The sequence below is a fragment of the Sorangium sp. So ce362 genome (assembly GCF_051519845.1).
Taxonomy (GTDB): Bacteria; Myxococcota_A; Polyangia; order Polyangiales; family Polyangiaceae; genus Sorangium.
This window is the reverse complement of record NZ_CP150332.1, coordinates 6445008-6464599: the sequence shown is the minus strand read 5'-3', so window position 1 is coordinate 6464599 and position 19592 is coordinate 6445008. Positions and strand designations below refer to the sequence as shown.

Sequence of the window (19592 nt, the reverse complement as noted above, 5' to 3'; positions counted from 1 at the left end):
CGCGCGACGGGGCCCGGGCGCCGCCGGCCGAAGTAGATCTCGAGCAGCTCGCGGCCGACGCCGCTCACGCCTTCTTCCTGCGCGCCACGTCGACCAGCACGTCGCCGAGCGGCGCCTCCAGGAGCAGGTGCACGCCCTCGCCCGTCGGCCTCCAGTGTGCGATGGAGCAAGGCTCCACCTGGAAGCGCGCTGACGTCGTGATCGCCCCCCCATCGATCCGGAGGACCGCGTGTTCTCCCGGCGCGTGCTCGACGAGCACGTAGAGCCCGTCATCGCCAGCAGCGAGGTCGATGGGCCGGCCTTCGAGCCTGGCGGACCCGGCGCGCGCGCCCTCCCAGGCGACGAGGTTGCCCTCCGGCGCAAACCACGCGAGCGCGCGTGTCCCCAGCGCGCGCGGCAGCGGCGCCCCGGCCGCGCCGAGCTCGACGTACGCTTCCTCCTCCTCTTCGTCGACCTCGAGGAAGATGGGCATCTGCTCCTGCGTCTCCACCCGCTCTGCGCAGCGCCGCCGCGCGCGCTCCCAGCGCGAGCGCGCGACGCTGTAAGAGAGCGGCGAGCGCGCGATGCGGGACCAGAGGCTGGGCTCGGTCGCGACGAGCGGCCCCCCTGGCGTCGACACCTCGCAGACACGGCCGTTCAGCCGGAAGCACGCGCGCCCTTCGCGCGCGAAGAGGGGGGTGTGCACGCCGGGGAGCGCGAACAGGACTTCCCCCTCGGGCGCGCCGGCGCTGAACCGGGTGATCGAGAGCCCATCCAGCGCATCGACGTGATCGCCGTCTCGGCAGATCCGCGAGAGGCGGCCGTGTTGCGCCGCTGCAAGGAGCCGGGTGCCCTCGGGAGCCGCCAGCGGAGGAGGAGCGAGCGCCGCCTCGAACGCGCGGCTGCTCCCCACGATTTCCGAGGTCCGCGCGGCCTCCCGTAGCGCCGGGAGAGCGCCCGAGAGCCGTTCGCTCCGCCGCTTCTGGTCCGCGCGCGTCGCGATCGTCTCCGCCACGAAGCGGGCTGCCCCGCGCCGCGCGGGGTCCGAGCTCAGCCCGGCGCAGATGGCGTCGTCCACCACGGCGTCTCCGAGCACGCGGAGCAGGGCGAGCGGCACGGGATCCCTGTGCGGCGCGGCCTTCCACGTGCCCGTGTCGCGACCTAGCCATTCCAGCAGCGCCGTGGCCTGATCCAGAGGCGCCGGACGCGCTTGCCCCAACGCCGACAGCGCCTCGATCGCTCCCGCGAAGCGGCCCCCGGCCGCAGCAGCGAACACCCCGCGGAGCGGGGCGAGCTCCGGAGGCGCGCCCTCCGGCCAGCGGGCCTCTTCCGCCGCGCTCTCTGGCCCCGAGCCCGGTGTCGCACCCCGCGACGCGGGGCATCCCCGCTCGGCCAGCCAGCCCGCGAGCTCCTCCGGGCGCACGAGCGTGGCGGCCGCGTTCCAGCCCGGATAACCGAGCGCGAGCCCGCGATGCAGCGTGAGCGTCGCGACGCGCTCGCCCCGGCCGAACAGCTCGATCACCGGCGCCTCATGCCACGCGCGCTCGGCCGGCGGCGCCCTGTCGCAGATCTGAAGCAGCGGCCGGAGCTCGGCGAGCGCGGCGCGGTCCACCCACGCGAGCGTCGGGGCGACGCTGCGCCCTGGCTCCGGCCGTCGCGCGAGCACGCGTCCGAAGCTGGCCCGCGAGAACAGCGCGTCGAGATCCGCCTGCCGGGGCGGCCCGCCAAACGGGGAAAGGACGCTCTCGGGACGAAGGCTCATGGCTTGAACGGGACGCCGCTGATCGATCCGGAGGGCGTCACTCCAACGTAGTAGCCTTGATGCACGAAGGGGCCCTGTGGCGTAGGACACATCTCGCCAGGGCGATAGGGATACTGGGGCGGATTCCCCCAGAATTTCCAGAAGGGCTTCTTGCCCTGGTAGTTGTGGACCTTGTTCGGATCGACCGACGGGTCGCGCATCGCGCCGTTCGCGTTGGCGCGCGTGGAAGAGGCGATCCCGTGGGCGATGCTCTTCTGGCCCGCCGCGGGCGTCGCCGCGTTGCAGGCGGAGACGTCCACCACCGCGCCTGCGCCGCCCTGGAACCCGGCGTTCTTCAGCATGTCACCGATCTGTTCGCCGCTGGCGCTGCCGTTGCCCCACTGCGCGCTCCCCGGCGCGCCGTGGGTTGTCACCACGACGTGCCTCTCGTTGGGATCGATCTTGTTGTTCTTGCCGCGGAGCTTCTGCCACAAGCCAGGCGGCTTTCCCAGCTGATCCGAGGTGATCACCTTCGCGCCCGGATACTGCTTCTGCAGGATCTTCGCGTGGCTCTTGATGGTGGGGTCGTTGGGAGCGCCCACCACGATGGTCGTGAGCCCGAGCGGATCGATGTACAGCGTCACATTGGGCACGAAGCCCACGTCGTTGAGCGTGGCGTCGATCCCCAGCGGATCGGGCGTGAGGAAGACGTGGAGGGCGGGGGCGTAGTGCCGGTGATGGTTGTAGTGCAGCCCGGTGAACGCGTCCTCGCGCTGTCCGGCGAACCGCAGGCCGCCCGGCCGGCCGCCCCGGCGAGCGACAGCGCCCCACGCCGAGAGGTCGATCTCGTCGAGGCCGCGGCTCGGATCCACGTAGAGCCACGGCGTGCCCGCTGCGTCGGCGGCGATCATCCGGAACGCGCGGCCGTCCTCCGCCTCGAGCAGCGGCACATACCCGTCGTCGCGGAAGACGCGGCGTACCGTACCGCCTCTCGTCCCGCGCTCCTCGACAGGGCTGTCGATGTCCCACCCGAACCAGGTGCTCTCGCCGTCATCGTACGTCTCCGCGAGGCGTCGCCCGAACGGGTCGTAGAGGTAGCGAACGCCGAGGCCGTCGCCGCGCCTCGCCTCGATCAGGCGATCGTTCTCGTCATAGGTATACGTCCAGCATCGCTGCGGATCGGGGGCATGCTGCGCGGCGAGGCGGCCGAGCGCATCCCACGCGACGTGCACGTCACCGGCGCTCGTCGGACGCCCGCCGCGGCCGACCGCCCACGGCTGCCCCCGCGGCACCGGCGTGCCCTGCGGCGCATACTGGAAGCGCTCGGCGGCCCCGAGCCCCTCCGCCGCGAGCGGTCGTCCGAGCGGATCGAGCTCGTACCGCCGCTGCCCGGCGTCGATGTCGACGACCCGCAGCAGCGGCCCACCCGCGGCCCACTCGTACCGCCGCTCTCGCAGCAGCGCTTCGCCCTCGCCCAGCACGGAAACGCGCGTCGGGAGCCCATACGCATCGCTCTCCGTCGCGATCGCGCCGGGGCCGGTGGCGCGCCGGCGGAGCGTCTCCACCCCGCGGTCGTCGTACTCGAAGCGGAGCTCTTCCGGGTTCTCCGTGACGGCGCGCAGCGCGAGGGGCACGCCGTCTCCCGGACGCCGGATGAACGAGACGCTCCAGCCGGTCGAGTACGCCTTCCCGAGGACGCCCCCGTTGCCGTCGTACTCCGTGCCGATCTCGAACCGCCATCCGCCCGCCTCCTGGATCTCGCGGAGGATGCGCCCTTCCCCGTCACGCTCGAACCGCACGCGGACGCCCTGGCTCTCGGCCGCTGTCAGCGCGCCGCCCGCGCCGTAGGCGAACCGCTCCGCGAGCCCGGTCGAGTGCTCCCGTGCCACGAGCCGCCCCTCCGCGTCGCGCACGAGGTGAATCCAAGAGCCGTCTGCTCGGGTGACGGACACGAGCTGGTTCGAGCCGTCGTAAGCGTACTCCGTTGTCACGCCCGCGAACGAGGTCTCGCGGACGACGTTGCCCGCGCCGTCATAGGTGCGCTGATAACGCTCGCCAGCCGGGTTCTCGATCCACACGAGGCGGCGCAGGGCGTCGTACCCGAACGCGTAGCGGGTCCCATCCGCGCGCACGCACTCGACCAGCGCGCCCGCGACGTGACGGTAGCGCGTCACCGCGCCGGACGGGTCGCGCACCGCCTCGATCAGGCGGGCCGCGCCGATCCGGAGCTCCGTCCTCTTGTCGCCCGGCTCGCCGATGAGCACGAGATCTCCACGCGAGTCGTAACCGAGCTCGTAGTCTGCCCCGCGCGGCGTCCTGACCCCCACGGGGCGACCGAAGAGATCGAACGTGTACCGCGCCCTGGTGCCGTCCTCGAAGGTATGCTCGCTGATGTTGCCGTGCGCATCGTAGGAGCGCGCCTCCACCGTGCCGTCGGGATAGGCGATGTCGCGCAGCAGCCCGCGGGCGTCGTAGGCGAAGCGGGTGATGTGCCCGCGGGCGTCCTCGTGCTCGACCGTCCGCGTGCCGCACGACGTCTCGATCTCCCGCTTGCCAGCGGCGTCGATGCTGACGATCTTGCTCTGCTCGTCGTCGTTCTTCCAGGCCCACCGCGCGCCGTCTGGCCTCGTGAGGCCGACCATGCGGCCGTGCCGGTCGAAGGCGCGCCGCTCGACGCGGCCCCCGCCGTCGGTCATGGAGAGCAGGCGGCCCGACTCGTCATAGCGGTAGATCCAGCAGTAGCCGCGCGGATCCACGTACTCCTCCACGAGCCCGAGGGCGTTGCCCAGGTAGCGGTGCGCTCCGCCGGCCGCGTCGATCATCCGCGTCTCGAAGGGGCCAGGCCCGTAGGTGAAGCGAGCGTGGAAGAGCCCTCTCGCCTGCGCGGGAGCGGCGTCGGAGGGCGCGCCGAGGGCGCCCAGGATGTCGCCTCCCCGCAGCTCGCCCCAGGTCTCGACGCAGCGCCGCTGCCCGGCGTGCTCGGCGTAGACGAAGCGATAGACCGTCCCGTCCGGCAAGCTCTCGCTGACGAGGTAGTGCTGTTCGTCATAGGCATAGCTCGTCTCGGCGCCGCCTGCGTCGATGACCCGGACGAGATCGCCCCGCTCGTCGATCTCGTACGTGACGAGGCGTCGCTCGTACGTCTCGCCGTCCTCGCCGGCGATCGACTGGATCCAGCTCCGGTAGGGGCCGTCGCGCCGCAACGTCGCGCGCCGTCCGGCCGAGTCGAGCAGCGCGACGAGCTCCCCGGCTTCCCAGACGCACTCGATGGCGTTTCCGGCCTCGTCCCGCAGCGCCGCGAGCCGGTAGACGGGGGAGCCCGCCGCGCGGCGCAGCACCCGGAAATAGCCGTCGTTCAGCGCAACAACGATGTCGTTCCCGACGAAGCGAACCTGGACGTCGAACGGAAGCACGACGATCTCGTCCTCGCCCCGGACCGCGAGGGGCACCTCGCGGAAGTCGGGATCGATTAGGACGACGCGGTCTCCGGCGCGCGTGGCCTGCCACGAGAAGCCGTGCGACCAGCCCCAGCCGAGGCCCGCTGTGTGTCGCACCGCGGAGCTGCGGTATCTCCGGGTCATCTGGGCCGAGAGGAAGCCCGGCATCGAGAAATCGATCGCGAGATGGGTGAACATCGTACCGGTCACGACATCGACAGGGTGCCCGCCGCTGGCCTGTCCCTCGGCGCCCGGCGGCGCCGGCGGGCTCGGCGGTCCTGCGCCCTGGCCGCTCCCGCCGCCGGCCCCACCGGCGTTGCTCCCGCCCTGCGGCCCACCCCCGCCCGGACCTCCCGCGCCGCCGCCGCTGTTGCCCCCTCCCCCGGCGCCCCCGCCGGCGCCGCTCGCGCTGGCGCCCGCGCCGACGGTGATGGACTTGTTCATCTGCCCCATGCTGCCGGTGATGCCGGCCATGCCGAGCTCGATGAGCACGTTCGGCGCGCCGAGCCAGGGGAAGCAGGGGCCTGCGGTGTTGAGGCTGACGACCTCCTTCCGCGTGCCCGGCTCGTTGCCGTGACAGGCCTTCATGCAGCCGCCCACCGTGAGGATCTTCGCGCCTTCGATCTTCGTGCGCATGCACGGGTCGATGATCCCCTCGGCGACAGTGCGCATGGTGGGGTAGGGGATGGGCAATGGGCTCGGCGCGGCCGGCGTGAGGCATACGCTCACGGCCATCCCGGTCATCTGATGGCCAGATTTTTCGGTGATGGTGTCCATGCCGAGCGCGGTGACCTTCGCCATGGCCTGCGAGCGTCACACACACGCGGAGCGGAGCGCAATGCGCGACGCAAGTCGGAACCACGCCAAGCAACGGTCTGCGCTCGACGTGCGGGCGCCGTCACGGAAGCAGGCGCGCGTCTCCTCAGCGGAAACCGTGCGGTCCGAGCGTGCTGCGCCGCCGGGCTCGCCGTCCGTCAGCGCCGCCGCGCGACGGGGCCCGGGCGCCGCCGGCCGAAGTAGATCTCGAGCAGCTCGCGGCCGACGAGGTTCGCCTTGGTGCGCCACGCGATGTCGTTGGCCAGCATCACCGAGACGGCGATCTCGGGGCGATCGGACGGCGCGAACGAGGCGAACCAGGAGAACATCCGCGCGGGCCTGCCGCCGACCAGGGTGCCGGTCTTGGCGGCGACGGGCATGGTGCCGAGGGCGCGCGTGCCGTCCGGCTTGCGGAACGCCTTGGCGCAGGTGCCCCGCCGCGTCGTGACCTCGAGCATCGACCGGAGGGTGCGCGCGACCTCGGGCCGGAGTCCGCGGCCGTCGGTGCTCCGCGGCGCGGGCGCGCCCGCGTCCCCGCCGGCCTGCGCGCCCGGCGGCGCGAGCAGCGAGAGCCGGACGCGCTCGCCGTCGTTGGCGATGGTCTGCATCGCGAACAGGGCGCCGAGCGGGCTGAGGCGACCGCTCCAGAAGCCCGCGCCGGCGCGGGCGAGGCCGAGCGCGTCGGACGGGATCTCGGCGGTGCTGGGCGCGACCGGGATGTCGATGGGGACCTCGCCGTCAAAGCCGAGATCGCGGGCCTTGCGGCGCAGGTCGGCGGCCGTGAGGTGCCGGCCGGCGAGGCGGGCGAAGACGCCATTGATGCTGCGGCCGAGCGCCTCGCCGAAGACGGTGCAGGTGGAGCCGCGGCCCAGAAGGTCGCGCGCGGTGATCGCGCTCATGCCGCCCGTGTAACAGACCGGCGTCGCGACCTTCACCTTGCCGCCCTCCAGGAGCGCCGCCGCGGTGACGATCTTGAAGAGGCTCGCGCTCGGGGCGAGCGGGGTGGCGACGTAGTCGCGCTTGCCGCGGCTCGCCCAGACGAGGATGCGGCCGGTGCGGACGTCGGAGGCGACGATGGCCCCCTCGGGCGCGCCGGAGCGGGCGAGGAGGCGCTCGGCGGCGCGCTGGAGCTCGGGATCGAGCGTGAGGCGCACCTGCTTGCCCGACGCGCCGACCGCGGCGTGGACCGCGCCGCCCTCGACGTGGAGCTTGCGAACGCCCGGGGGCGCCGGAGATGCCGTCGCCGGCGCGATCCACAGGGCGACCGCGGCGGCGAGCGCGAGGTAGAGACGCGATCGCACCCGACGCAGATGCAAGAGAGGGCGCGGGCGGGCCAAGTTCCGCGCAGCACGAGCGCGTCATCGGCGAGGCTCATCCCTGGCCGCGCGGGAGGCTTTGCCGGGCCGCGACCGCGGGCGCGGAGCCAGGTGCAGGTGAAGGGTTTGAAAGGAGAGTCGAGCTTCGAGACGCTGTAGCGATAGGGCACATCTGACGAAGCGGCTCGCCGGCTCGCGTCACCCGCGGCCCCGGACGCCAGAGGGCGGCCTGTCCAAATTCACGCGGTTTCTGGCGAGCGTTGACACGCACGCGCTGACCTGGTACGTGAGCGTAGCGTCCGCGCGAACGCGGCTGGCGGCGAGAGATGCGGGTGAGTTTTTGCCTCGCGAGACGACGGATGCGCAGGGCTTGGTCCCGCTTACGCGTCGCGCACAGGCCGCCGCCACGCGCTGAAGTACCTCGTTGCTGTAACGTTACCGCCGCCGTCGTGGACACGATCGCGCCGCATGGCCGGTGCCGCAGGGGCGGCAGTACGAGCGTCTCAACGGATTCAGCGAGGGCAGCGCAGGCACCCGCGGTCAGGTTGCGCGGATCGTCCCTGAGGGGGATGTCGACGCGGCTCAGCTAGGTACGGTGACTGGTACGAGACGCCGGTGCCGGAGGCTTGTTGTCGAAGGCGCCCTCTGATATAAGGCACACGCAAACCACGAGCTGGAGATCCGTTTATGACCGTTGTAACTGGCGACAAAGAGTACTTCCCTGGTGTCGGCAAGATCCCTTATGAGGGGCCTGAGTCCGACAACCCCCTCGCCTTCAAGTGGTACGACGCCAACCGCGTCGTCGCTGGCAAGCCCATGAAGGATCACTTCAAGTTTGCCGTGTGTTACTGGCACACGTTCTGCGGTCGTGGGCACGATCCGTTCGGTCCGGGGACGATCCACTTTCCCTGGGATGAGGGCAAGGACCCGCTGACCCGCGCTCGTATGAAGATGGACGCGAACTTCGAGTTCATCACCAAGCTGGGTGCGACGCACTACTGCTTTCATGACATCGATCTGGTAGAAGAGGGCGATAGCCGCGCCGAGACGTCGCGTCGTCTTCAGAGCATCGTCGAGTACGCCAAGCAGAAGCAATCGCAGTCAGGTGTCAAGCTGCTGTGGGGCACGGCAAACCTGTTCACCAACCCGCGCTTCATGAACGGCGCTTCCACGAGCCCCGATTTCTCCGTGGTGGCCTATGCCGGCGCCCAGCTCAAGGACGCCCTCGACGCCACCATCGCGTTGAACGGTGAGAACTATGTGTTCTGGGGTGGTCGCGAAGGTTACATGAGCTTGCTGAACACGGACATGAAGCGCGAGAAGGCTCACTTCGCGCGCTTCTTGACCATGGCGCGCGACTACGCGCGCTCGCGCGGCTTCAAGGGGGTCTTCTTCATCGAGCCCAAGCCCATGGAGCCCTCCAAGCACCAGTATGACTTCGACGCCGAGACCGTGATCGGGTTCTTGCGTCAACACGGCCTGGACAAGGACTTCAAGCTCAATCTGGAGACGAACCACGCGACGCTCGCTGGCCACACCATGGACCACGAGATGCAGGTGGCTGCGGACGCCGGTATGCTCGGCAGCATCGACGCCAACCGCGGCGACTATCAGAACGCGTGGGACACCGATCAGTTCCCCTACAGCATCAACGAGACGGTGGAGATGATGCTCATCCTGCTCCGCAGCGGTGGGTTCCAGGGTGGCGGCGTCAACTTCGACGCCAAGCGTCGTCGTAATTCGACGGATCTGACCGATACCTTCCACGGACACATCGGCGGCATGGATGTGTTCGCTCGCTCGCTCCTCATCGCCGACGACCTGATCCGCAAGTCGCCGATCGAGTCGATGCGCAAGGCTCGTTACGCATCCTTCGACGGTGGTAAGGGTGCAGAGTTCGAGCTGGGTAAGTTGACGCTGGAGCAGCTGGCCGAGATCGGCAACGCTGGTGGTGAGGTCAAGCTCACGAGCGGTCAGCAAGAGCTGTACGAAAACATCGTCAATCGGTGGATTCGATAAGTTGAGCGATTGAGGCGCGACAGCCGGGCGACGCCGCTGCGAGCCCGGCTGTCTCAGGGGCAGCCGGGCTCCACGTCCGGTCTTGTCGAGATCGCCATTCGCCTTGTCCTGCTCGCAGAGCTCGCCCGTCGTGTCGACGCTGCGCCGTGCGGTCGATGGACCGCTGCGGCGCAGCGCCGACACGACGGGCGCTGCGCCCCTTGCGGAAGAGGGCGCTGCTCAGGCGGTCGAGCAAGGCCAGGGCGCTCCCGGCCCACCTCGCCGCGGAGCCTGGCACCGGCGCCGCCGTGGAGCCTGGCACCGGCGCCACCGCCGCGGAGCCTGGCGCCGGCGCCGCCGCGGGGCCTGGCGCCGGCGCCGCCGCGGGGCCTGGCACCGGCGCCGCCGCGCGACCTATCGCCCGGACCGGGGCGGACGCGTTCGAGATCCGCGCTGCTCCTGTGCGCGCTATGGTGTCGCCTCCCGGCCGGGGCCGGGGCTTCATCGTCGCCCATGCCGCCGACCCGCCTGCTGCGCAGCACCGAGATCCCCCAGGCCGACAACCTCGCGAACGTCCGGCGCGTGCTCGAGGCGATCGCCGGAGGGGTGACCGCGAAGGAGCAGATCGTGGAGCAGACGGGCATTTCCCTGCGCCACGTCGGCTACGCGCTCGCCGCTGCCCGCGTCCTCGGCTGGCTCGGCGACGACGACGCCGCGATCACGCCCGCTGGACGCGAGCTGCTCGCCGCCCCGCCGGGCACCGCCGACGAGCGGATGCTCCTGCGGCGAGCGATCTTCATGTGCGACGTCGTGAAGGAGGTCGCGCCCGATCTCTTCGATCCGGCGGCGCCCACCACGGTGGCGCTCGCGCGGCGCCTCTACCGGTTCACCGCCGGCATCGGGAAGGAGACGGCGCGCCGGCGCGCGCAGACGCTGCTCGCCTGGCGGAGCCAGGTGCTTGAGCAGCAGCTCCCGCTCTTCCCCAGGCGTCCGAGGAAGCGCCGCGTCGCCGCTCCGGCGGGCGCCGGCGACGCGGTAGCGCCCGGCGCTGGCGCGGAGACGGCGCCTGGCGCGGGCGCTGCGATAGCGCCTGGCGCCGGCGAGGAGACCTCTCCGCCCATCGGGCGAGGCGACAGCGACCCCCCTGCTGCCGACCGCCCATCACACCCGGGGCCGGCGCAGGGGCGCTCGCGGCGCTGAGCGACGAGCGCCGGGGGGAGGGGAGCGCGGCGGCGCGCGGGTGGAGTCGGCCGAGCCGGCGTGGCGCCTCGACGCGCGCTGCGCTCCGGGATCATGCCCTGACCGCCGCCGCGCGCGCCGCGCGTCCGCCGCGATGCTACCGCGCTGCCGGCTGCTTGCGCGCGGAGCGCCCCGCGCGCAGCTCGTCGGCGGTCAGCTTGTTGTCGCGGTTCGCGTCCGCCGCCTTCATCCGCTCCCAGCGCTTGTCGCCCACCTCGTCCCTGGTGAGGAAGCCGTCGCCGTTCTTGTCGCTCCTGACGAAGCGCGCCTGCTGCTTCGCTGCGCGCGCCTTCGTGCGCTGCTCGGCGTGCGCCTTGAGCTCCTCGGCCGACAGGGTGCCGTCCTTGTTCGTGTCCGCCTTGCCCAGGCGCTTCTGCGCCTTCTCCGGGAGCTCGGCGACGGTCAGCTTGCCGTCCCCATTCTTGTCCAGGCGCTTGATGAGGCGGGCCGGATCCCTGGGGCGGTGCTCGCGCCGGGCGTCCTTGCCCTGGCGCGGCGCCTGCGTGTCCGCCGCGCCGTTCGCGCTGGTCGCCGCGTAGGCCGCTCCGCTGCCGGCGAGCACGGCCGTCGCGAGGAAGCTGCCGAGGATGAAGCGACGGATGGCGCTGTGGGCCGTGTTCGAGAAGAGGGAGAGGGTCATGTGGGTCGTGCTCCTTGGTGCAAGGGCCAGCCTGTTCTTGCCGGCTTGTGTTCCTGGGACGCGCCCCGGCCGGCCCTCCCTACGCGCGTCTCGATTTTTTTTTGAGCGGGCGCGGGCGTGACCCACGGCATCTCCCACCCGGCCGGGCATCTCATGTCCCGCACCGCCAGGAGGAGAGCGACAGCGCCCGGCGCCGCCCCGGCCTTTGCCGGTCCCCAGGAATCCATGCCACAGCAGCGCGGGCTGCCCCGGCGGGTCGCTGCCTCTCCGGTCGTGCCGGCGTGCGCCCTGGGGCTAACCCATCAGCGACTTCGAGCCCATCCTGCTCCGGAGCCGCGCGACGTCGCGCGACGGCGGCGCCCCGAACAGCCGGCTGTACTCGCGGCTGAACTGCGACGGGCTCTCGTAGCCGACGCGGTAACCGGCGCTCGCCGCCGCCCGGACGCCTCCATGCATGAGTCCAGGGTACCTCATCGCGCTCGAGCCGCCCACCCGGCAGAGGCCGGCGAGGGCGCCCGGCGCCTCCCCGTTCCTCCTCCTCGTCATCCATCCTTCCCGCGCGCGGGAAGGATGGAGCGCGCCTCGTCGCGCCGTGGGCACGCCGTGCAGGATCGGGCAAGAGCCGTCCAGGAACCGACTACCGCGTGCTCGCGGTGAAGCCCTAGGTTCTCCTCGTGACCGGCGCACTCCCGCGCCGGAGAGCAATCCGTATCGAGGAGTCTCCCATGCCTGGTATCGAGGGTAAGGTCGTTGTGATCACCGGCGCGAGCAGTGGTATCGGCGAGGCCACCGCGCGCCTGCTTGCCCGGCGCGGCGCCCGGGTCGTTCGCGTCGATCGGCGCGCACCGCGTGCTCCCGACGGCCGCGGTGTACTGCGCGACGAAATACGCGGTCTGGGCCATCTCCGACGGTCTCCGGCAGGAGTCCACCGACATCCGGGTGACCGTGATCTCCCCTGGCGCCACCGAGTCCGAGCTGGCCGATACCATCACGGACGACAGCGCGCGACAGACGGTGAATGAGTGGCGGAAAATTGCGATTTCATCGGATTCTGTCGCCCGCGCGATCGCGTTTGCGATCGAGCAGCCGGAAGACGTCGACGTGAACGAGATCGTCGTTGGCCCGACGGCGAGCCTGCTCTGAGCTCGACGGGCCGTAGGGTACCCGGAGCCACAGGGCGCGCCTCCACATGAAGCCGAGCTGACGGAGCTCGGTTGCCCCGGGAGCCGAGCGCTCCCCGCGCGGCCGAGCACGGCGCCGTCGGGCACACAACCTCACGGCGCCATTCTCGGTGTCACTTCCCTGAAGCATCCCCCGCGCCATCACCGCCTGCGCCACCACCGCCATCACCGCCCGCGCCACCCTCGCTCGGGTCTCCACCGCCTGCGCCACCCTCGCCCGGGTCTCCACCGCCCGCGCCACCCCCGCCCGCACCGAATCCGCCCGCTCCGGCGCCCAGGCCGCAGTCCTCGGGATAGCCGCAGTATCCACCGCAATCGACCTGGGGAGGAACGCAGAGCTGCGGCTCGTCACGGTTCCTCTCCAGCTCCACCGGCAGGAACTGGAGCTGCGCCGTGATCCAGGCGTCCAGAAGCTCGTACCGCTCCTCATCGCCCGAGCGGAGCATGCCCTCGTCCGACAGCTGCTCGTAGATGCCCTTCAGGACCGCGTTGGGGTCCAGCGCTGCGAAGTCCTCGATCACGTCCTCGCACGCCGCGATCGTGTCGGCCCAGCAGGCCGGCTCGCTCTGGCATCCGCGCGCCAGCGCGCTCGTGCCGGGCAGAGGGACCTGCGGATACCAGCTCTGCCCCAGGCTGATGTCGACCGAGTACGGCAAGTACTGAAACAGACCATCGGTCCGCTCGACCAGCACGACGTTGTTGCCGTTGTGAAGCGTGTCGTCTCCGGTGGCGAGCACCCACGACAGGCACTGGAATCGATGGAAAGCCGGCCAGTCGATCCAGCCCGCGAGCGCGGCCTTGAAGCCCTCGCCTCGCGGCGCCTCCGCTATCGCCTCCTCGAGCTCCTTCACGCGGGTGTTGTCGCACGTCTTGAGCTGGCAGCTCCCTGGATCGTCGAAGACGCTGCCCCCGGGCGGCACCATGTCGATCGGCCTCCCGCCGCCGCCCCACGGGTCGTTGCCGGCGAAGTCTCCGGCGAACTCCCACATGTTGACGCAGCCGCCGCCGAGCTTGTCCTCGAGGCGCGAACAGAACGCCTTCTTGTAACGCTCGACCACGACGTAGGGGATGGACACCTCCGCACCCCAGACATTGCTCGAGACCCAGGCGTAGCTGGTCAGGGGGGCCGGGTAATCGAGGCGCGTATAGAGCTCGAGCGTGAGGCGCTCGCGGAAGATGGTCCCGACCTGGCCGTTGTTGAGCCGCAGGTGCTCGACGCCGCCGAGCCGCTGCTTCTCGACGAACTCGTCCGCGTCGATGTTGAGGTTGGGAATCGAGCGCTTCGTCCAGGGCCGCATCGTCGACTGTCCGGCGATCCCCACCTGGACCTTGCCGTAATCCGCCGTCTTGCCCTCGGCGCCGGCCGTCGTCACCCAGAGATGATCCACGAAGGTCGCGTCCTCCCCGGTCGGTGAGTAGATATCCCCGAACTCCGATCGTTTTATGGGGATCCCGCCGCCGGCGAACCCTTCGTTCATGATCTCGAGCTGCTCTTCCGGGACAGCGAACCAGTAGCGGTTGCCGATGATGCCGAAGACATCGAGCGCATGCTCGGCCACCTCGGTGTCGGCGACGGGCGCTCCGGGGTACTCCTCCGCGGGGGCGCCGCCGGCGCCGCCGGCGCCCCCGGCCCCGCCCTCCCCGGTCGTGTAATAGTAGTTGTAGTAATTGTCCGGCTCATCCGCGCAGCCCGCCAGGAAGCCGGCAGACGGGATGGCGCACAGCGCGAGCAGCGAGATCGCTCGCGTGCGGGACGACCATGACCGAACAGAAGGAACAGAAGGAGAAGACGGTAGCCGATTGGACATGAGCGTGACCTTTCCGCGACACGCCCACTGCAAAAGTCGTACCGTCTACAGTGAAAAGTCGCGATCGCCACCGCGTCGCTGCCCTGGAGCCCGATCCGCCGGGCAGGTCCGGTGAGATCGTTGGGGAGCTCATCCCTTTCGCGTCGCGGGACGCGCGGTCGGCGCCCCCTCATGACACGACGATCAGAGCCTGGCACACTGTCCTGTCGCGGAGGGTGGACGAAGATCACCCGCCCGGGCAGGGGGCGCCGGCGCGGGCCCAGGTCTCCCAGGCAGCCACGAACCGCGCGTAAGGCGTCGGGATGGGCGTGCGGCCAGCGCCGGGGCTCCAGCCCCAGGTCACGAGGGGATCCTCGAGGTGGACGCGCAACGCCGCCATGTCCTTGCCGCCGTTGCGCGCCGGATCCTTGATCTGCTCGCAGAGCGCCCCCGGGGCGACACCGACGAACACCATCGGCATCTCGGGCGGCGGCATGTGCCAGCCCTTCGAGACGCCGGGCGGCACGTGCGGGCCGTAGCTGCCGGGCGGGTTCGTCGGCCCGTGACACGTCGTGCACTCGGCGCCGGCCATGCCGTTGCCCGTGGGACCGCGGAGCACGAACTGGTTGTGAAGGCGGCCCTCGTCGCCCTGCAGCGGTACGTCGCCCGCGGGGTGACAGTTCTGGCAGCGAGGATGCTGGAGGACGCCGCGCACGGTCTCGAACGCAGCGAGGGCGGCTTCGCGGCTGACGGGCGACGACGAGGGGCCCTGCGAGGCCCCGGGCGTCTGTCCCCCGCACGCGGCGAGGAGGAAGGCGAGAACAAGAGACGATCGGATCATGGTCAGTACCTAGGCGAGGCGGAACGGGAGGGAGCGCAGCCGCTGCTTGGTCAACGCGAACACCGCGTTCGCCACGGCGGGCGCGATCGGCGCGGTGGCAGGCTCCCCGATGCCGCCCATCTTGGCCTTGCTCGGGATGAGATGGACGGCGATGCGCGGCATGTCGACCATCCGGACCACGGGATAGTCGTGGAAGTTGCTCTCCTGGACCTTCCCCTCGACGATGTTGAGCTTGCCGTAGAGCGCGGCCGTGAGGCCGAAGGCGACGCTGCCCTGGACCTGCGCCTCGATGCCGAGCGGGTTCACCGCGGTGCCGCAATCGACGCTGCAGGTGACCGCGTGGACGCGGATGCGCCCCTGCTCGATCGAGACCTCGGCGACCTCGGCGATGATGGAGCCGAACGACTCGTGCATCGCGAGCCCGCGCGCCCGCCCCGGCGCGGGCGCCGTGCCCCAGCCGGCCTCCTCGGCGGCGACCTTCAGCGCATGGGCGTGTCGCGGCTTGTTCTTGAGCAGCTCCAGGCGGTACGCGAGCGGATCCTGCCCGGCGGCGTGCGCCAGCTCGTCGACCATGCTCTCCACCGCGAAGGCCGTGTGCGTGTTGCCGACCGAGCGCCACCAGAGCACGGTGACCGGCGTCCTCGGCGAGTGCAGCGACACGCGCAGCGCGGGCGTCCCCTCGACATAGGGCGACTCGGCGATCCCCTCCACCGAGGTGTGGTCGATGCCGTTCTTGGTGATGAACGACTCGAGCGGTGTGCCGGCGACGATCGACTGGCCCACGACCATGTGATCCCACGCCGCCGGCATGCCGCGCCCGTCGACGCCGACCCGGACGCGATGAACGTACGCGGGGCGGTAATAGCCGCCCCGCATGTCGTCCTCGCGCGTCCACACGACCTTGACCGGCACGCCGGCGGCCTTCGCGACGATCACGGCCTCTCCGACGAAATCCGCCACGGGGCTGGCGCGCCGCCCGAAGCCGCCGCCGAGGAACGTCGTGTGGATCTGGACCTTCTCGGGCGTCGTGCCGAGGATCTTCGCCGCGGCCATCTGGTCGCCGGTCTGGAACTGCGTGCCGGTCCAGATCTCGCAGCGATCGCCCTCGATCTTGACCGTACAGTTCAGCGGCTCCATCGGGGCGTGCGCGAGGTAGGGCACGTCGTACTCCGCCTCGAGCCTCGACTTGGCCGCGGCCAGGGCGTCCTCGACCTTGCCGACCTGGCTGGCGACCGCGCCGGGCGTCCGCGCCTGCGCGCGAAAGTCGGCGAGCAGCCTGGCGCTGTCGGCCCCGCCGCCCTCGGGCTTCGTCCACTCGGCGAGGAGCGCGTCGCGCCCGAGCTTGGCGGCCCAGAAATGCGCGGCGACGACGGCGACGCCGTTCGCGGTGGGGACGACCTTCTCGACGCCGGGCACCTTGAGGGCGCCCGCGGCGTCGAACTTGACGAGCCTGGCGCCGAACGCCGGCGGGCGCAGCACCACGGCGGTGCGCAACCCGGGGAAGTGCACGTCGATCCCGAACTGCGCCTTGCCCGTGATCTTCTCCGGCGTATCGATGCGGCGCACGAGCGTGCCGATCAGCTTCCAGTCCTTCGGGTCCTTCAGCTTCACCTTCGCCGGCGGGGTCAGCTTCATCGCGTCCTCGGCGAGCTGGCCGAAGGTCAGCTGATCCTTGCCGTGGGTGACGACCCCCTTCGCGGCGACGCACGCCGCGGGCGCGACCTTCCATCGGGCGGCCGCCGCGCGCAGCAGCATGTCCTTGGCCATCGCGCCGACGGTGCGATACCGATCGAACTCGCCGTTCGTGCTCGACGACCCGCCGGTCATCTGGAACTGCATCACCGGATGGCCGTAAACAGGCGCGGCCGGCGCGTGCTCGGACCGCACCTTCGACCAGTCGCACTCGAGCTCCTCGGCGATCAGCATCGCGAGCCCGGTCCAGATGCCCTGGCCCATCTCGGAGTGCGCGAGCAGCACGGTCACGGACTCGTCCGTTCCGACGCGCACGAACGCGTTCGGCGACAGCGGGGGAGGCTGCGCCGCCTTCGGCGCGGCACGGACCCCCTGCGGAACGTAGAAGCTGAGCAGGAGCCCCGCCGCCGAGCCCGCGGTCGCTTGCAAAAAGTCACGCCGGGAGACGGTCACTTGCCACCTCGCTTGAGCCGCGAAGCGAGGAGCACCGCTTCGCGTACACGCACATACGTCCCGCACCGACACACGTTTCCGGACAGCGCAGCGTCGATGTCGGCGTCGCTCGGATCCGGCTTCTGCTCGAGCAAGGCGACCGCGGTCATGATCTGCCCGGACTGGCAGTACCCGCACTGGACGACGTCGGCCTGCGCCCACGCCTGTTGCACCGCGTGCGACCCGTCGGCCGACAGACCCTCGATCGTCGTCACCTTGCGCGCCCCGACGCTCGACACCGGCAGGACGCAGGACCGTGCGGGCTTGCCGTCGATGTGGACCGTGCAGGCGCCGCACTGGGCCATGCCACAGCCGTACTTGGTGCCGGTCAATCCCAGCAGATCCCGGAGCACCCAGAGCAGGGGCATCTCCGGAGCGGCATCCACCTCGCGAACAACGCCGTTGATATCGAGTTTCATGGCCGTCCACGCCATACGTTTGCGCTGGTGCGACGTCAAGCAACTGCGCTGGTTCTTATCATTTCTTCAACATCGACCAGCGGCTCACCGGCGTTTGACGCCGTTTGACGTCGTTTGACGTCGGATTGCGACGCCCGAGGGCGACCCGCGGCGCCGAGTGTCGATGAACGCCCTGGCGGGCGCATCGCGAAAGGATGATGATGCCGGGCGCATGAATGAGATCGAGCGGATCGTGCGGGAGGCGGCGGCCCTGGCGACGGATCGTTCCCCGTTTCTGCTCGCGACCGTGGTGCGGGTGTCGGGGTCGTCGTACCGGCGCCCCGGCGCGCGGATGCTGGTGGCCGGCGATCGATGGCTGTCGGGGTGCGTGAGCGGGGGCTGCCTCGAGGGCGACGTGATGCTCCGCGGAGAGCACCGGTGCCGCGATGGCGCCGTGGTGGTCACCTACGACTCCACAACCGAGGACGGGGAGGCGTGGGGTGTGGGGCTCGGCTGCAACGGCGTCGTCGATGTCCTGCTCGAGCACGTCGCGGCAGGAGCGACCCACGACGCGCTCGCGTTCGCCGGCGCCTGCTTCGCCGAGGAGACAACGGGCACGCTGGTCACGGTGATCCGCTCGACGGCCGGCGCGGTCCGGGTCGGCGCGCGCCTCGCCTTCGGTCCGCCGTGCGCGCTCGCGCACCCGGTGGCCGATCCCGCCGCGCGCTCCGCGATCGAGGCCGTGGCGCGGGGGCCGGCCGGGGTCGTGGAGCTCGACGGGCTGGGGATCACCGTGCTCGTCGAGAAGATCGCGCCGTCGCCGCAGCTCTTCGTGCTCGGGGGCGGCCACGACGCGGCGCCCCTCGTCACGCTCGCGAAGTCGGTCGGCTTCCGGGTCACGGTCGCTTCTCCCACCCTCCACCAGGGCGCCCGGTTCCTCGCTGCGGATCGCGCCCTCTCGACCGGCGGGGCGATGGATCGCCTCGGCGCGCTCATCGACGCGGCGGCCGAGCCGTACGTCGTGATCATGCATCATCAGCGCACGCCGGATCGCGACGCGCTCGCGGTCGCCCTCGCGTCGCGCGCCCGCTACATCGGCGTGCTCGGGCCCGCGCGCCGCACGCGCGATCTCCTCGCCGAGATCGGCCGCCGCCCCGGCGACGATCCGCGGATCCATGCGCCTATCGGGCTCGATCTCGGCGCCGAGACGCCCGAGCAGATCGCGCTCTCGGTCGTCGGCGAGCTCCAGGCCGTCGCGCGCCGGGCGCGGGGGGGAAAGCTCCGCGACCGCGCCCGAGCTCTGCATGCCGGCCTGGCGCTTGTCGTGCTCGCCGCCGGCGGCTCACGTCGCCTCGGCCGCCCCAAGCAGCTCGTCGAGCTCGACGGGGCGCCGCTCGTCCGGCGCGTGGCGACGGCGTGCGTCGAGGCGCGATCCGGACCGGTCGGCGTCGTGCTCGGCGCCCACGCCGGCGTGGTCGCGCGCGCGCTCGGCGATCTGGGCGTCGCGCTCATCGCGAACGATGGATGGGAAGAGGGCATCGCCTCCTCGATCCGCGCCGCGGTCCGGTGGGCGGAGGCCTCGAAGGCCGATGCGCTCCTGATCGCGCTCGCGGATCAGCCGTTGATCACGGCCGAGCACCTCACCGCCTTGCGGAATGCCTGGCTTGCGGGCGCGCCGATCGCCGCGTCGCGGTTCAGCGGCGTCGTGGGCGCGCCGGCGGTGTTCGACCGATCTCGCTGGGACACCCTCTCGCGCCTCGAAGGCGACCAGGGAGCCGGCCGGCTGCTGCGCGTCGAGGACGTCGTGGCGATCGACTGGGCGGGCGGAGCGATCGACGTCGACACGGCCGACGACGTGCGCGCGCTCGGCGGCCACGCGCCGGCGGCTCCGCCGGGCGGCTGAGCCACCCTGGGACAACGGGGGCTCGTGCGCAGCGCCCCGGGCTCCTCCCCGATTCCGTGGTGGGGAAGCGCTTGAACCATTGAGGCACAGAGTCCATTTGTTCTGCGCTCCTCTTGACTTCGAGCGCGCTCT

Annotated in this window: 11 protein-coding genes and 3 pseudogenes; 5 read left to right on the top strand and 9 right to left on the bottom strand. The window is 71.2% G+C overall.

Annotated elements, in window-relative coordinates:
• Positions 1-64 precede the first annotated feature (64 nt).
• The 3 genes from WMF17_RS24515 to WMF17_RS24505 form a co-directional block, all read right to left on the bottom strand.
• Positions 65-1741, bottom strand: coding sequence for a hypothetical protein (locus WMF17_RS24515; RefSeq protein WP_437643531.1), 1677 nt, complete (start codon positions 1739-1741; stop codon positions 65-67).
• Positions 1738-5958 (bottom strand): PAAR-like domain-containing protein, encoded by a 4221-nt coding sequence (locus WMF17_RS24510; RefSeq protein ID WP_437643529.1) that lies wholly within the window; start codon positions 5956-5958, stop codon positions 1738-1740. Before WMF17_RS24510 ends, WMF17_RS24515 begins: the two co-directional genes overlap by 4 nt.
• Before the next feature lie 173 nt (positions 5959-6131).
• Entirely contained in the window at positions 6132-7274 is a 1143-nt protein-coding gene (locus tag WMF17_RS24505) for a penicillin-binding transpeptidase domain-containing protein (protein WP_437643528.1), read from the bottom strand.
• Between the two features lie 702 nt (positions 7275-7976).
• Here WMF17_RS24505 and xylA point away from each other — a divergent pair.
• Together xylA and WMF17_RS24495 are read left to right on the top strand one after the other, a co-directional pair.
• The gene (gene xylA, locus WMF17_RS24500; protein ID WP_437595534.1) at positions 7977-9308 is read left to right on the top strand and encodes a xylose isomerase; all 1332 of its coding nucleotides are present in this window, start codon (positions 7977-7979) and stop codon (positions 9306-9308) included.
• Between the two features lie 492 nt (positions 9309-9800).
• Positions 9801-10487, top strand: a complete 687-nt coding sequence (locus WMF17_RS24495; RefSeq protein WP_437643526.1) for a hypothetical protein — start codon at positions 9801-9803, stop codon at positions 10485-10487.
• Between the two features lie 136 nt (positions 10488-10623).
• Here the strand turns inward: WMF17_RS24495 and WMF17_RS24490 are convergent, their stop codons facing one another.
• Both WMF17_RS24490 and WMF17_RS24485 read right to left on the bottom strand, forming a co-directional pair.
• Complete coding sequence (locus WMF17_RS24490) at positions 10624-11166, bottom strand: EF-hand domain-containing protein (RefSeq protein WP_437595531.1); 543 nt, start codon at positions 11164-11166, stop codon at positions 10624-10626.
• A 294-nt stretch (positions 11167-11460) separates the two neighbouring features.
• A pseudogene (locus tag WMF17_RS24485) lies at positions 11461-11598 on the bottom strand (AraC family transcriptional regulator CmrA); the annotation flags it as partial.
• Positions 11599-11891: 293 nt separating this feature from the next.
• On the opposite strand from WMF17_RS24485, the pseudogene WMF17_RS24480 reads away from it, so the two are divergent.
• Together WMF17_RS24480 and WMF17_RS24475 are read left to right on the top strand one after the other, a co-directional pair.
• A pseudogene (locus WMF17_RS24480) lies at positions 11892-11966 on the top strand (oxidoreductase); the annotation flags it as partial.
• Between the two features lie 22 nt (positions 11967-11988).
• Positions 11989-12309 (top strand): annotated as a pseudogene (locus WMF17_RS24475) (SDR family oxidoreductase); the annotation flags it as partial.
• Positions 12310-12460: 151 nt separating this feature from the next.
• Here WMF17_RS24475 and WMF17_RS24470 read toward each other — a convergent pair.
• From WMF17_RS24470 to WMF17_RS24455, 4 genes are all read right to left on the bottom strand, one after another.
• A complete protein-coding gene (locus tag WMF17_RS24470; RefSeq protein WP_437643524.1) occupies positions 12461-14155 on the bottom strand; it encodes a hypothetical protein in 1695 nt (564 codons plus the stop codon).
• 226 nt (positions 14156-14381) lie between these two features.
• Positions 14382-14975, bottom strand: coding sequence for a hypothetical protein (locus WMF17_RS24465; RefSeq protein WP_437595527.1), 594 nt, complete (start codon positions 14973-14975; stop codon positions 14382-14384).
• A gap of 9 nt (positions 14976-14984) precedes the next feature.
• On the bottom strand, positions 14985-17120 hold the full coding sequence (locus tag WMF17_RS24460; RefSeq protein ID WP_437643522.1) for a molybdopterin cofactor-binding domain-containing protein: 2136 nt from the start codon (positions 17118-17120) through the stop codon (positions 14985-14987).
• Positions 17117-17578: a (2Fe-2S)-binding protein gene (locus tag WMF17_RS24455; RefSeq protein WP_437595525.1), complete on the bottom strand. Its 462-nt coding sequence runs from the start codon at positions 17576-17578 to the stop codon at positions 17117-17119. Before WMF17_RS24455 ends, WMF17_RS24460 begins: the two co-directional genes overlap by 4 nt.
• A gap of 211 nt (positions 17579-17789) precedes the next feature.
• Between WMF17_RS24455 and WMF17_RS24450 the strand changes: the two genes are divergently transcribed.
• On the top strand, positions 17790-19460 hold the full coding sequence (locus WMF17_RS24450) for an NTP transferase domain-containing protein (protein WP_437595524.1): 1671 nt from the start codon (positions 17790-17792) through the stop codon (positions 19458-19460).
• Positions 19461-19592 lie beyond the last annotated feature (132 nt).